We start from the raw sequence: 13,870 nt of genomic DNA, 5'->3' as shown, positions 1-13,870 counted from the left end.
ATATTCCGTCGATATCGCTTCGGAGCCGGATCGCGGCGCCGTGGCGGAGTCGCGTCGTCGTACGGCGGCCCGTCAGTAGCCGATGGACGCCGACCCGCTGCCGAGCCGGATCCCGATCTCCCGGTCGGCCCCGGGGTCCCGCAGTCCTTCCGCGGTGCGCAGCCCGCGCGTGGGTGTGCTGGGATCGACCCGGTAGCGGCTGTTCGGCGGCAGGGTGACGGACAGGGCGCCGGAGCCGGTCTCCGCGCGGACCCGGCGCGGAGCCGAGCCGAACTCCAGGCGCGTCGAGCCGGAGTCGGACCGGGTCACGACTCGCGCGGAAGCAAGCGCGTCGGCCCGGATCTCCCCGGACGTGGTGCGCAGCCGTAGGGCGCCGAGTGTGTCCGTCACGCGCAGTGCGCCGGAGGTGCCTGCCAGGTCGAGATCACCCCCGATGTGCGCGACGTCGAGCGAACCGGATCCGACCCGGGCGTCCACCGAGGCCCCGGCCGGGATCTCCAGGTCCAGGGAGACGCTCGGGGCCAGACCGTCCAGCCGGGGGCCCGGCCGGGTGACCCGGATCGTCAGGGTCTCTCCGCGCCAGGACTTCTCCACCCGCGGCTCCCGCAGGGTCCAGGCCAGCTCCGACCGCAGCCGGACCTGGCCGCCCGGCCCCGGGCGGACGCGTACCGAGGCGTCGGGGGCGTCGAGCCGTACGGCGGTGACCGGATGTCGCAGCCGTACCTCACCACCGCGCCCGGTCCGGCCCAGCCAGCCCCATCCGTATACGGCGCCCGGCACCAGCAGCACCACGGCCGTCGCGGCGGCCAGGGCGGTCCAGGTGGTGCGGGGCCTCATCCGGGGACCCCGAGGAACCGCAGTACCGCGAGCACCCGCCGGTGGCTCAGATCGGCGGGCGGCAGGTCGAGCTTGGCGAAGATGTTGTTGATGTGCTTGGCGACCGCGCTCTCGCTCACCACGAGCGCCTGGCCGATCCCCGCGTTGGAGCGGCCCTCGGCCATCAGCGCGAGCACCTCGCGCTCACGCGGGGTGAGCCGTTCCAGCGGGTCGCTCTCCCGGCGGACGAGGAGCTGCGCGACCACCTCCGGATCCAGCGCGGCACCCCCGGCCGCCACCCGCTGGACGGCCTCGATGAACTCCGTGACGTCCGCGACCCGGTCCTTGAGGAGGTAGCCCACGCCGCGGGTGTTGCCGGACAGCAGCTTCGCCGCGTGCCGTTCCTCGACGTACTGCGACAGCAGCAACACCGCGACCCGCGGCCACTTCTGCCGGATCGTCAGCGCGGCGCGCATGCCCTCGTCGGTGTGCGAGGGCGGCATGCGGACGTCGGTGATCACCAGGTCCACCGGCTGCCCGGGTGCGTCGGACCGCACCGACGGCTCGGACGGGCCGGACCGCTCCGATCGCTCGATCCGCTCGGACTGCTCGGTGAGAAACGCGAGCAGGCTCTCCGCGTCTCCCACCTCGGCCACCACCTCCATCCCGGCGGCCTGCAGCAGTTGCACCACCCCGGCCCGCAGCAGGACGGAATCCTCGGCGATCACAGCGCGCACGGCAGCTCCACGGTGATTTCGGTGCCCCCTCCGCAGGGGCTGCGGACAGCAAGAGTTCCGTCGACCGAGGAGACCCGGTTCGTGAGTCCGGCCAGGCCCGTGCCGGCGGCCGGGTCCGCGCCGCCCACCCCGTCGTCCGTCACGGTCACCCGCAGCCGCTCGGCGTCCCGCTCCAGGCGGATCTCCGCCTGGGTGGCCCGGGCGTGCTTGGCGATGTTGGTCAGGGCCTCCGAGACGACGAAGTACGCCACCGCCTCGATCGGCGGCGCAGCCCGGCCCTCGGCGGACACCCGCAGCCGGACCGGAAAGGGGGCCCGGGCCGCGATCCCGGAGAGCGCCGCGTCCAGACCCTCCTCGTCGAGGACCGCCGGGTGCAGACCGCGGACCAGATCACGCAGCTCGGTCAGGGCCTCCTTGGCCTCGGCGTGCACCGTGGTCAGCAACTCCTGTGCCTGCGGCGTGAGTCCGGGCAAGGTCGCCCGGGCCAGGCCGAGCTTCATCGCGAGGGAGACCAGGCGCTGCTGTACACCGTCGTGCAGATCCCGCTCGATTCGCCGACGCTCGGCGTCGGCCGCGTCCAGCAGGGCGGCCCGGCTCACCGCCAGGCGATCCACCCGGCGCTGCAATTCCCCCGCCCGGCTGGGCCCGAGCAGCGCCGCGGCGGCGGCGGTGTCGGCCCGGGCGACCAGCCGGGTCAGCGGTGGCGCGGCGAACAGCAGCACCAGGCCGAGCAGCCAGGCGGTGGCGAGCGCTCCCAGGTGCGCGCCGGGACTCAGCGGACTCGTCACGGGAAGGACCCAGCAGAACGCGGGCAGGACGGTCAGCGCACCTCCCAGCACCCACGCCGCGAACGCCGCCAGCGCACCGAGGCAGACAGCAGGACCGGCCAGCGCGTGGTACGCCACCTGCCGCCACAGGGCCTCGGACCGGATCGTGCGGCCCCGGGCCCGCAGGCCCGCACCGGGCGGCAGCCGCACCGGCGCGATCTCCACACCGGGCAGCGCGCCGAGGCGGCTGCGCTGGAGCCCGGTCAGCAGGGGAGTGACGACGGTCAGCGAGACGGCGCACAACGCCCCGAAGACCAGGGTCAGCAGCAGCATCACCGTCAGGCTCACCGAGAGCGGCACCGCGGCCAGACCGAGTTCGAGCGGTGCCACCGTGATGATCAGACCGAGCGCGTGCACCGGGATGCCGGCGACGACGAACACGGCGTCCTGCCGGGCCCCGGCCGACCAGGGAAGAGAGCCAGCCGGCCATCGCGCACGCGACGAGGCAGGCGGCGTGGCGGACATGACCTTGAGTCTAGTGGGCCGCACGGGCTGCCCCGGCCCGCACGGCCGGGGTGTAGCTGGCACCACCCCGAAGTCGGCATCGGGCGTTACTGTTCCGCGCCCGCCCGCCCGACATGCTGGTTCCGTGCTCGAAGGACGGGCACGGAAGGGAGCACGGCGACATGGTGCGCGTACCGTCGACCGCGATCGGGCAGACCGGATGCGGCTCCGCCCGGGCGACGGCCGGGTCGCCCCGTGTCACACCGCGCCGCCTTCCGGGTGCTGCGGCCGCCCCGGCGACCCCCCGGAACCGGGCGGCCGCAGGCCTCATCGTGCTCGGACTCGCCATGGTGCCCTGGCTGATCGTCCTGCACACGTGGCTGCCGGGCACCGCCGAGTCCGCCCGCTGGGCCTGGGCCTGGACCGGCCTGGACCTTCTCCAGGCGGCCGGGCTGCTCTCCACCGGCCTGCTGCTGCGCCGCGCCGACCCGCGCGCCGGCCTCACCGCGGCGGCCACCGCGACACTGCTGCTGGTCGACGCCTGGTTCGACACCATGACGGCCGCTCCGGGCGCCGACCTCATCTCCGCGGTGCTGATGGCCGTGTGCGCCGAACTGCCTCTCGCGGCGTCCTGCGCGGTGCTGGCGGTACGGGCCTTTCCCCGGCCCGTGCGGTGACCGTCACGTCAGTCCCAGGCCCACTGATAGGTGTGCCGCTTGCGGCGGCCGCGGAACCACAGGAAGACACACAGCGGGACCGCCACCATCAGCGGCAGCAGCGCGACCGCCCAGCTCAGCGACAGGGGCGGGCCGGGGCGCGGGCCGACGGCGAGGGACAGGTCGCCCTTGCCCCTGCCGCGCGGCCCGTCGACGGTGAAGTGGAAGCGCCAGGATCCTTGCGTGGGCAGGAGGTAGGTGTCCAGGCCCCAGCGGTCGCGCTGGTGGATGTAGGTCTTCAGTGAGCGGTCCTCGGGGCGGCGGTGCCAGAACTCCTCGCCGTCCGGGCCGGTCATGACCAGTTTCGCGGAGTGGCGGGTGATTCCGTCGGTGGGCCGGAAGGTGAAGTCCAGGCCGCGGTCGGCGGCGATCGGCCATTGGGAGAACGACACCTGGAGCCGGTAGGGGCCCGCGGTGACGTACTCGGAGTGCACCACGGGGACCGGGGAGTCGGCCGCCTGCGCGGCGGGTACGGTGCCCAGCACCGTCACGGCGCCCAGGGCGACGACGGCGAGAGCGCGGAAGAGGCCGCGGACGCGGGAGGTGGGCATCTCAACTCTCCGGGGGAGTCGGGGCCGCGGCCGGCTTGCGGAGCGGGAACGAGAAGCGGTAGCCGAGCCAGCCCGCGCCCGCACCCAGCAGCCCGGCCAGGATCAGTACTTTCGGGGTGAGCGGGTCGTGGATCTGCGGGCCGTAGCAGGCGGCCATCAGGACGCCGAGCACTCCGGTCGCCAGGGGCAGGGTGCGCTTGGGGGAGGTGCCGGCACGGCGGTGACGCAGCAGGAACAGGTCGAGCAGGACGGCGATGACCGGCAGGATCAGCGGGTCGAGGGCCGGCATCTGCGGCACCGTGGACACCCCTTCCCGGAACGGCAGGCCGAGGCTGTCGGCGTACCACCGGGTGGCGAGCGGCACGAACAGCCATTGGAGGCCGACGATGGCCAGGAAGACCAGGCCGGTCGCGCTGACCCACCAGGGCCGCCGGACCACGCAGCCGACCAGGGTCAGCACCAGCAGGGCCACGAAGGTCAGCGACACCTCGAACGGCTGGGCCCAGAACAGCGCGAACACCACGGTGATCACGCTGAGCGCCGAGCTGACCACCAGGCCCCAGCGGCCGGGAAGGTCCCGGTACTGGTCGGCGAACGCGACGATCGTGCCGACGCAGATCGCCACGCCGCCGAGCGCCAGGCCCACGTGGGGCGGCGAGTTGAGGGTGACGTCGAAGCCGTATTCGGTGTGCCACCACAGGTCGGCCATGCCGTAGAACAGGTCGATCGCGCCGCCGACGCCGGCGATCAGGAACCCGACAGGGGCCTCGAAGGTGCCGAACACCCGTACCGAGGTGCCTTCCGCGGCGCCCCGCCCTTTGCGTTCGGCCCCGGTGCGCAGCAACACCACCACCGCGCTGGTCACCCCGGCGAGCGAGGGACCGGCATAGATCAGCAGATGCGGCAGGGTCAAGAAGGTGTCCGGGCCGACGTTGTTGTGCCACTGCACGTCCCAGACCACGCCGAAGCCCTGGGAGAGCATGCTGATCAACAGCAGTACGCCGCCGATCTGTTCGGCACGGCGGCCGCCGGCGGGCCCGGTGGTGTCACCGGTCGCCGGGGGGCCGGGGCGATCGGGCGCCGGCGGCGCGTTCCCGGTGGCTTCGGTGGTCACGGCCATGTGTCCCTTCCTCGGGGGTTGGCGGGTGGGCGGGCGGTGAACCGCCGCAGGGCCGCTGGGGGGAGCGGCCCTGCGTGTGGGGGGAGAGAGATCAGACGGCGGCGTTCTGCTCCATCCAGGTACGCAGGCTCAGCGGCCGCATGTCGGTCCACGCCTCGCGGATGTGCGCCAGGCACTCCTCGCGGGTGCCACGGGTGCCCTCGGCGCGCCAGCCGTCCGGGAGGTCGCGGTCGGCCCACCAGATCGAGTACTGCTCCTCGTGGTTGACCACCACGACGTACGCGGGCTCGTGCGATGCGGTGTCAGACATTTGTTCTCCTCGGAAAGGGTCAGGGCAAAGGTGGGGAAGGGGTGGGCCGAGCGGCCGGGACGGTGCGGCCGGGCAGAGGAACACGATCACCGTGCGACGGACTGCTATACCGCCCCTATATCGATCAGCAGGTCGGAGCCGCGACCGGCCGACGGCCCCGGCGCGTCCAGGCCGAGCGCCAGCCGCCGCACCATCTCCTCGACCAGCAGCCGGGGGGTGGCGAGATTGAGCCGCAAGAAGCCGGGACAGCCGTAGTCCCGGCCGTCGCTGACGGCCAGCCCGGCGGTGTGCAGGACACGCCGTGCCAGATCGTCCTCGCCGAGTCGGTCAGCCGTACGACGGCAGTCCAGCCAGGCGAGGTACGTCGCCTCGGGCAGCCGGAAGCCGACCTCGCCGAGGCCATGGGTCCGCAGCAGCTCGGTCAGCAATCGGCGGTTGCCGTCCAAATAGCGCAGCGTCTCCTCCAGCCAGCGGCCGCCGGCGGTGAACGCCGCCTCACTGGCCGCCGCGCCGAACACGCCCACCCCGTCCCGCATCCGGGGCGGCTGGGCCAACAGCGCCTGCGCCGTCCCCGGGCCGGTCGGAATGCCGAAGGCACACTTGAGGCCGGCGATGTTCCAGCCCTTGCTGGCCGACAGGCCGGTCACGCTGCGGACCTGCTGGGCGGCCGGCAGCGAGGCGAACGGCGTATGGGTGCGACCGGGGAACACCAGCGGGCCGTGCACCTCGTCGCAGAGCACGGTCACCCCGTGGGCCTTGGCCAGCCGCGCCACGGCGGTCAGTTCGGCGGGCGTGCAGACCATTCCGGTGGGGTTGTGCGGATTGCACAGCAGGTAGACCCGGGCGCCGTCGCGGAACGCCCGCTCCAGGCCCGCCAGGTCCAGCCGCCACCGGCCCTCGCGCAGCAGCATCGGGTTGGGCACCAGCTCCCGCCCCCGCTCGGCCACCGACTCGAAGAACGCCGGGTACGCCGGAACGTCGACCACCACCGCGTCACCGGGCGCGGAGAAGGCCTCCAGGCCGGCCTCCATCACCCGCATCACATCGGCGTAGTACAGGATCCGCGAGCGCGGCACCCACCAGCCGTGCCGGCGCAGCAGCCAGCCGGCCAGCGCGGCCTGCGCCGGACTGTCGTCGGTGTACGAGAACGCGTAGCCCATGTCCCCCTCGACGGCCAGCCGACCGATCGCCCGGCCGATCTCCTCGGCCACCGGGAAGTCCATCTCCGCGATGTGGGCCGGCTGCACGCCGGGCGCGTGACGGCGCCACTTCTCGCTGGTCCTGCGGCGCAGGGCGGCCAGGGCCGGGCCGGGGCCGGCGACGGAGTCGAGGGGGCTGACGGTGGTCGGTCTACCTGGTTTCACGGCCCGAATTCCTTTGGCAGCAGCATCGGTTGGCGACGTCAGTCATGGGCCTCGGCCCATGCCGAGCGGGTGATGACGGCGGTGGTGAGCGTCAGCATCAGGGCGCTGATGACGACCGCGGTCCAGGTGATGCCCACCGAGTCCAGCAGCCGTCCGGCGAGCAGCGCGCCGAGCGAGTTGGCGCCCGAGGCGAGGAAGCGGCCTGTTCCGTTCACCCGCCCCTGGAGCTCGTCGGGGGTGTGCTGGATTTGGTAGGTCCAGGCCGTCACGTTGAACAGCCCGGAGACCACGCCGATCGCGGCGAGCACGGCCGCCAGGGCGACGGGCTGGCGGATCACCACCAGAGACGGCAGCAGCAGCGTCCAGGCCGTCAGGCCCGCCACGAAGGTGGTCCGCAGACTGAACCGCTTGGCCCAGCGGGGCGCCAGCAGCGCCCCGACCAGCCCGCCGGTGCCACCGACCGCGGTGACCAGACCGGCCGTCGCCGTGGACTCCCCGTGCCGGCGCAGGATCACCATCACGGTCAGCATCAGCATCTGGAAGATCAGGTTGCTGCCGGCGAAGGTGCCCACCAGCAGCCGGGCCACCCGGTGCCGCCACAGCCAGCGGACACCCTCCCGGATCTCCGTGCCGATGCGCTGCGGCGGCCCGGACCGCTCCGGCCGGAAACGGCCGCGCAGGAACAGCAGGAACACCACCGCCACCAGGTCGGCGACCGCCGTGAACGCGAACGGCAGCCACCGCGCGACCATGAACAGCAGACCGCTGCCGGGCTGGCCCACCAGCCCGATCGCCGCCCCGCGCGCCTCGTTGTGCGCCAACGCCGTCGACAGTTGCCCGGCGGGGACCACGGCCCGCACCGTGGCCCGTTCCGCCAGGTCGTAGAAGATGCCCCGGGTCACCTCGATGAACGCGGCGGCCATCAGCTGCGGGATCCACACCCGGCCGCACAGGACGGCCACCGCCACCCCCGCGATGGACAGCGCTCCCGCGATGTCGCACCACAGCATCAGCTTGCGGCGGTCCCAGCGGTCGACCAGAGCCCCCGCGGGCAGCTGCACGAGGAAGTTCGGCAGCGCCCCTGCGAAGGTCACCAGGCCGGTCAGAGTGGCGGAGTTCGTGTGCCACAGGGCCAGCAGCGGATACGCCGTCATCCCGACGGTCGCGGCGAACCGGGAGATCCCCGCGCCCACCCACAGCTGGATGAACGCGACGTTGCGGCGCAGCGGCACCTCGGGGGCCGCGGGCGGCCCCTCGTCGAGGCCGGCCGGCCGGTCCGCGTGGACCTCACTCACCGTCGACCTCACCGGCGCGCGGGTCCGCGGTGCCCTGCCGCTCCCGTGACCGGGCGGCGTCGGTGGCCTGGCCCCACAGGACCGAGAACCGGGTCGGGGCCGGCCAGAGCCGGGCCAGCACCCTGCTGACCAGTTCGCGCCCGGCGGTGGCGTTGGTGAGCAGTACCGCACCCGTACCCGCGTGCACCCGCAGACCGAACATGGCCTGGAAGCCGGTCGCCTGACCCCCGTGCCCGATCTCCAGATCGGCGCGGGAGTCGTCGACGATGACGCTCCAGCCGTAGGGCCGGTCCGGCCGCGGGGTGAGCATCTCGCGGGCCAGCGCTCGTGGCAGGAAGGCGTCCGGCAGACCCAGGTACGAGCGCCGCACGGCCACCGTCAGCCGGGCCAGGTCGGGGGCCGTGCTCCACAGGGACCCGGCCGCGAGCTCCGGCATCACCCGGTATCCGCCCGGCACGGGAACGGCCCCGGCCTCGTGCCCCCGGGCGTATGGGTGGCCCGAGCCACGCACGAAGGCAGGATCGTAGTCGCTGCCCGTCATGCCCAGCGGCTCCAGCACCAGGCGCCGCATCAGCGCCGGGAACTCCTCTCCGGTGACGTCGCACATCACCTGCTGGATCACCGAGAAGTTCAGCGCCGTCATCGCGAACACCTCGCCCGGCGGGTGGGCGAAGGTGGCCGGGGAGGCCGGCGGGCGGCCGTGCAGGATGTCCAGTACGGACGGGACCGGTTGGTCCGGCGCGTACCGCGCGAACGGCGGCTGTACCGCGAAGCCGGCGGAGTGCGACAGCAGGTGCCGCAGAGTGACCCGCGGCGCGGGCTCGCCGGGCAGTCGCCAGGAGGTCAGGTACCGCGCCACGTCCACGTCGAGGTCGAGCACCCCCTGCTCGACCAGCTTCAGCACGCCGATCGTGGTCACGTGCTTGCTGATCGAACCGGCCGCGAACAGCGTGTCCGCGGTGACCGGCTCGGTGCCGCCCGCGGTGAGGGTGCCGTGGGTGTGGACCTCGGCGAGTTCACCGTCCCGGATCAACGCCAGCGCGGCCCCCGGGACGGCGTGCCGGGACATCTCCTCGGCCAGCTTCGCCGACTGGGCGGCACGGGCCGGGCGCGCCGGGCCGGACGCGGTGGCGGGCAGCTCCAGCAGCGCGGAGAGTTCCGCGAGCTGCCGGGCGGCGAGAGCGTCGACAGTGTCTGCGTCGTGCACCGCGGTGCTGTACGTCCAGCGGAGGTACAGCTGCCCGTCGTGCACCCGGGCGTCCACGTCGAACAACCGGGGCCGCCTGGCCGCGGCCGGCCGGACCGGCTCCACGAACTGCGGTACGAAGACGAGGGGCGTCGCCCGGGTGTCCGCGGCCGCCTCCGTGAGACGGCAGGTGAAACCGGTCTCGGGGCGCGGCAACAAGGCGAGGTCTTGTGCCAGCTCCTCGTCGGCGCCGTGGCGCAGCAGGCCGTAGCCGTACCGGGGCTCGGGCAGCGCGCTCAACTGGCGCACCACCGAGCGGAGCCGGGCCGGCCCGGGCCGGTTCTCCGGCAGCCACAGAACCACCGGGCACCGGTCGGTCAGCAGTCCCATCGTCTGCGAGCCGTCCGCCGACTCCCGGGGGTCCGCCGTGAGTTCCACGCCGATCCGGTCGTCACCGCTCCAGTCGGCGAGGGCCCGGCCCAGCGCGGTCAGCAACAGTGCCTCCGGCTCGGCCGCGTCCAGCAGCGCCTCGGTGAGCCGGGCGGGCAGCGCCAGCGTGGCCGTACGCGCGGAACCGAAGGTGTTGTCGCCGTCCGCGTGGTCCACCGGCAGCGGTCGGCCGGGCTGCCGGCCGAGCCAGGCCTGCGCCTGCGCGGCCGGCGCCTCCGAGGTGGCCATCTCGGCCAACTCGGCGGTCAACACCGACAGTTCGAGTGCGACGGGCGGCAACTCCACCGGCTCGCCGGCGCTCAGCTGCTGGTACGCCAGGTTCAGGTCGTCCACCAGGATGGCCCAGGACGCCTCGTCCACGGCCAGCTCGTGCACACTGATCCACAGCTCCGGCAGCAACTCGGCGTTCAGCAGGCTCGCCCCGCCGAAGTCGCACAGCGAGGCCCGCAGCACCGGCCCGTGCACCGGGTCGACCGCGGCCGCGTCCGCGGCGACGGCCGCCGCGACCGCCGCCGACCGGTCATCTGCCGGGACCTCGTCCAACTCCACCACTCGCAGCAGCACGGCGGACTCGGCCGCGGCGACCGCCGCCGTCACACCGCCGTCCTGCGGCAGTCGCAGCCGCAGCGCCTGATGGCGGGCGACCACCGCGTGCAGTGCCCGCTCCAACAGAGCGGTGTCCGGCCGGCGGCTCAACGGCAACCGCACCGACTCGGTCGTCGGGGTGCCTTCGAGGGCCGTCAGCTGCGCCGGGGCCAGCGGCAGGCCGTCGGTCGTCGGGGCGTCGGAGGAGACCACGCCGGCCAGCTCGGCCAACGTCCGTGTCCGGTACAGCATCCACAGCGACAGATCCAGACCCGCTTGGCGGGCCGCCGTCAGCAGCCGTACCGCGCGGATCGAGTCGCCTCCCAACTCGAAGAAGTTGTCGTCGGCGCCCACCAGGCCCGGATCGAGCCGCAGCACGTCGGCCCACACCCCGGCCAGTCGGCGTTCGGTGTCGGTCCGTGGCGCGACCCGGCGCGCACCCGCCAGGGCGGTGCGGTCCGGCGCCGGAAGCGCACGGTGGTCCAGCTTGCCGTTGGGGGTCAGCGGCACCGCGTCGATCGGCACGAAGGCACTGGGCAGCATGTACGCCGGGAGCTCGGCCGCCAGTGCGGCGCGCAGCCGGGCCGGGTCCAGAGTCACCCCGTCCACGGCCGCCACATAGGCGACCAGGACCTTGTCGCCGGGCACGTCCTCCCGGGCCAGCACCACCGCGTCCCGCACCTCCGGCTGCCGGCGCAACCGGGCCTGGATCTCGCCCGGTTCGATGCGGTAGCCGCGGATCTTGACCTGGGTGTCGATGCGGCCGAGGAACTCCAGTGTCCCGTCCGGCAGTAGCCGGGCCAGGTCGCCGGACCGGTACAGCCGGGCGCCCGCCGGACCGAACGGGTCCGGTACGAACCGCTCGGCGGTCAGCTCCGCACGCCCCCGGTAGCCGCGGGCCACCGCCGGACCGCCGACATGGATCTCGCCGGGCACGCCGACCGGCACCGGGTTGCCGTACCGGTCCAGCACGTGCACGCGCTGGTCGCCCAGCGGCGTGCCGATGACGCTCAGCGTCGGCCGGCCCAGGTCCTGCTCGCCCAGCTGGTGCCGGACCGAGTACACGCTGGTCTCGGTGATCCCGTACATGTTGACCAGCGCGGGACGCTCCAGGCCCAACCGCTCGGCCCAGGGCAGAAGTTCGGACATGTCCAGCCGCTCCCCGGCGAACACCACGGCCCGCAGCGCCAGGCGTCCCACCCGGTCGTCACCGGCCAGCGCGGCCAGCCCGCGGAACGCGGTCGGCGTCTGGCACAGCACACCGATCCGCTCGGCCACCAACAGGTCCAGCAGGTCCTCGGGCGAGCGGGCCGTCTCCGGGGGCACCACCACCAGACGACCACCGTGCAGCAGCGCGCCCCACATCTCCCACACCGAGGTGTCGAAGGCGTACGAGTGGAACATCGCCCACACGTCCGACTCCAGGAAGGAGAACTCCCGCTCGTCGGTGCGGAACAGCCGCAACACGTTGGCATGGGTCAGCCCGACGCCCTTCGGCACGCCCGTGGACCCCGAGGTGTACAGCACGTACGCCAGGTTGTCGGGCGAGGTGCGCTCCACCGGGTCCGCGACCGGCCGTGACGCGATCGCCGCGCGGTCCGACGCCCGGTCCAGCACGACCAGTTCCCCGCCGTACCCGCCGTCCCCCTCACCGTCGCGCCCGGCGGCGAGCGCGTCCGCGTAGGCCGACGAGGTGACCACCAGGGGCGCCTCGGTGTCGGCGAGAATCCGGGTCAGCCGCCCCATGGGATTGGCCGGATCCAGCGAGACGTACGCCGCCCCGGACTTGAGGATGCCCAGCAGCGCGGGCAGGAGCATCGGCCCGCGCTCCAGGCACAGTCCCACCAGCGAGTCGGGTCCGGCACCGAGCGACCGCAGATGGTGGGCGATCCGGTTGGCCCGCTCGTTCAGTTCACGGTACGAGAGCCGCTCGGCGCCCGCGACCACCGCGAGCTTGTCCGGGTGCCGCGCCACCCGCTCGGCGAAGGCCCCGTGCACCGTCCGGGTGACGGGTTCGGGCACCTGGCCGCCGTGCCCGGCCGCCAGCACCCGAGCCTCCTCGGCCTCCGGCAGCACCCCGCGCCGGGCCGAACCGTCCGGGTCGGCCGCCATGTCCTCCAGGACCCGCCGGTACATGCCGCACAGCCGCTCGGCGTGGTAGTGGCTCACCGTGTCCGTGCCGCTGAGGATGTTGAAGGAGTCCTTGGTGGCGATCACATGGAAGGCGAAGTCGGTGGCCACCGAGTTGCGTTCGGCGGTGGCGTCGACCAGTTCCCCGTCCATCTGGTGGAAGTCGTGGAACTCGATCATCACCGAGACCAGCCGCCCGGTGACGCCCGCGGCGCTCTGGATGGCGGGCAACGGATGGCGTCGATGGGCCCAGACCTCCGTTTCCCGCGCATAGGTCTGCCCGACCAGTTCCACCCACGTCGCGGGCGTACCGCTGTGCGGGAACGGCAGCGTGTTGAGGTGCATGCCCAGCACCCGGTCCGCACCCGGTTCCTCCAGCCGGCCGTGGCAGACCAGCCCGGCGTGGAAGGCGTCCTCGGTGGTGAGCGCGCTCATCACCTTCAGATGCGCGGCCAGCAGCACGCTCTTCAGCGAGGCACCGGCCTGCCCGGCCAGCCGCCGCAGCGGCTCCTCCAGATCACCGAATTGCACTCGGCGCCGGTAGCGCTCCACCGGACCGTCCGGGTCGCCCCAGCTCTCCGGGATGGCCATCGGGACGTGGGTGTCGGTGACGTCCTGCCAGTACCGCTGCTCCTCGGGATCGTTCAGGGAGTCCAGCTCGGCGGCGATGTAGTCGGCGTAGCGGACCTCCGGTATCTCGTAGGCCGGTAGCGCCTCTCCGTCGCGGAGGGCGCGGTAGGCGACGAGGATCTCCATCAGGAGGGAGTGGTAGCTCCACCCCTCGGTGATCGCGTTGCAGTGCGTGAACGTCAGCCGCCAGGCGGCCGCCTCGAGATGCACGTTGATCCGCACCAACGGCGCCTCGGCCAGCTCGAACAGCCGCTCCCTCTCGTCCTCCACGAACGCCAGCCCGGCCGCGGCCGTCTGCTCGGTGTCCTGCCCGCGCAGGTCGTGCATGGCGAGTGGGATCTCCGCGGTGGCGTGGACGATCTGGAGGGGCTGGCTGTAACCGGTCAGGTGGATCGAGGTGCGCAGTGTCTCGTGCCGAGCGGCGACGACGTCGACCGCACGGCGCAGAGCGGCACCGTCGAACTCCCGGTCGTCCGGGATCCCGAAGGAGTTGACGCTGTGGTACGTGTTCCGGTCCGGGTCGGCCAGCATTTCGACGAGCATGCCGGTCTGGATTTGGGAGAGCGGGTAGGCGTCGACGGCGTCGGTGGGGAGGGTGGCCCGGTCGGTTTCGGTGATCAGTGCGAAGGGTGTGACGGGGGTGAAGCCGGTTTCTTCGGTGGTGGGTGTGGTGTGTGTGGCGAGGTGGTGGATGGTGCGGTGTTCGAAG

The 13,870-nt window shown here is 73.1% G+C and carries 10 protein-coding genes; 1 reads left to right on the top strand and 9 read right to left on the bottom strand.

The features are described from left to right. Positions 1 to 72: 72 nt before the first annotated feature. From ACZ5GP_RS24625 to ACZ5GP_RS24615, 3 genes are read right to left on the bottom strand one after another with little or no spacing between them, the layout of a single operon-like run. Positions 73 to 837 (bottom strand): DUF4097 family beta strand repeat-containing protein, encoded by a 765-nt coding sequence (locus tag ACZ5GP_RS24625; RefSeq protein WP_468752893.1) that lies wholly within the window; start codon positions 835 to 837, stop codon positions 73 to 75. Next, a complete protein-coding gene (locus tag ACZ5GP_RS24620) occupies positions 834 to 1,553 on the bottom strand; it encodes a LuxR C-terminal-related transcriptional regulator (protein WP_468752892.1) in 720 nt (239 codons plus the stop codon). The genes ACZ5GP_RS24625 and ACZ5GP_RS24620 overlap by 4 nt, the downstream gene beginning before the upstream one ends. Then, positions 1,541 to 2,845: a sensor histidine kinase gene (locus ACZ5GP_RS24615; RefSeq protein ID WP_468752891.1), complete on the bottom strand. Its 1,305-nt coding sequence runs from the start codon at positions 2,843 to 2,845 to the stop codon at positions 1,541 to 1,543. The genes ACZ5GP_RS24620 and ACZ5GP_RS24615 overlap by 13 nt, the downstream gene beginning before the upstream one ends. Before the next feature lie 161 nt (positions 2,846 to 3,006). Between ACZ5GP_RS24615 and ACZ5GP_RS24610 the strand changes: the two genes are divergently transcribed. After that, positions 3,007 to 3,501, top strand: coding sequence for a hypothetical protein (locus tag ACZ5GP_RS24610; protein ID WP_468752890.1), 495 nt, complete (start codon positions 3,007 to 3,009; stop codon positions 3,499 to 3,501). An 8-nt stretch (positions 3,502 to 3,509) separates the two neighbouring features. Here the strand turns inward: ACZ5GP_RS24610 and ACZ5GP_RS24605 are convergent, their stop codons facing one another. The 6 genes from ACZ5GP_RS24605 to ACZ5GP_RS24580 all read right to left on the bottom strand — a co-directional run. Next, on the bottom strand, positions 3,510 to 4,091 hold the full coding sequence (locus ACZ5GP_RS24605) for a hypothetical protein (protein WP_468752889.1): 582 nt from the start codon (positions 4,089 to 4,091) through the stop codon (positions 3,510 to 3,512). A gap of 1 nt (position 4,092) precedes the next feature. Beyond that, entirely contained in the window at positions 4,093 to 5,211 is a 1,119-nt protein-coding gene (locus tag ACZ5GP_RS24600) for a hypothetical protein (RefSeq protein ID WP_468752888.1), read from the bottom strand. A 91-nt stretch (positions 5,212 to 5,302) separates the two neighbouring features. Continuing rightward, positions 5,303 to 5,521: an MbtH family protein gene (locus ACZ5GP_RS24595; RefSeq protein WP_468752887.1), complete on the bottom strand. Its 219-nt coding sequence runs from the start codon at positions 5,519 to 5,521 to the stop codon at positions 5,303 to 5,305. A 104-nt stretch (positions 5,522 to 5,625) separates the two neighbouring features. Then, a complete protein-coding gene (locus tag ACZ5GP_RS24590; RefSeq protein ID WP_468752886.1) occupies positions 5,626 to 6,885 on the bottom strand; it encodes a MalY/PatB family protein in 1,260 nt (419 codons plus the stop codon). Positions 6,886 to 6,923: 38 nt separating this feature from the next. Next, positions 6,924 to 8,180, bottom strand: coding sequence for an MFS transporter (locus ACZ5GP_RS24585; RefSeq protein ID WP_468752885.1), 1,257 nt, complete (start codon positions 8,178 to 8,180; stop codon positions 6,924 to 6,926). Then, positions 8,173 to 13,870, bottom strand: a 5,698-nt coding sequence (locus ACZ5GP_RS24580; RefSeq protein WP_468752884.1) for a serine hydrolase domain-containing protein, incomplete at its 5' end; no start/stop codon positions are given. The genes ACZ5GP_RS24585 and ACZ5GP_RS24580, both read right to left, overlap by 8 nt.

Source organism: Streptomyces sp. NPDC031466, from assembly GCF_055581265.1.
This window is presented reverse-complemented; position numbering and strand designations above follow the sequence as displayed.

Excerpts from the sequence above, each read along its gene's own strand:
- ACZ5GP_RS24595 (WP_468752887.1), bottom strand. The coding sequence starts at position 5,521 with ATGTCTGACACCGCATCGCACGAGCCCGCGTACGTCGTGGTGGTCAAC.
- ACZ5GP_RS24610 (WP_468752890.1), top strand. The coding sequence starts at position 3,007 with ATGGTGCGCGTACCGTCGACCGCGATCGGGCAGACCGGATGCGGCTCC.
- ACZ5GP_RS24625 (WP_468752893.1), bottom strand. The coding sequence starts at position 837 with ATGAGGCCCCGCACCACCTGGACCGCCCTGGCCGCCGCGACGGCCGTG.
- ACZ5GP_RS24615 (WP_468752891.1), bottom strand. The coding sequence starts at position 2,845 with ATGTCCGCCACGCCGCCTGCCTCGTCGCGTGCGCGATGGCCGGCTGGC.
- ACZ5GP_RS24605 (WP_468752889.1), bottom strand. The coding sequence starts at position 4,091 with ATGCCCACCTCCCGCGTCCGCGGCCTCTTCCGCGCTCTCGCCGTCGTC.
- ACZ5GP_RS24600 (WP_468752888.1), bottom strand. The coding sequence starts at position 5,211 with ATGGCCGTGACCACCGAAGCCACCGGGAACGCGCCGCCGGCGCCCGAT.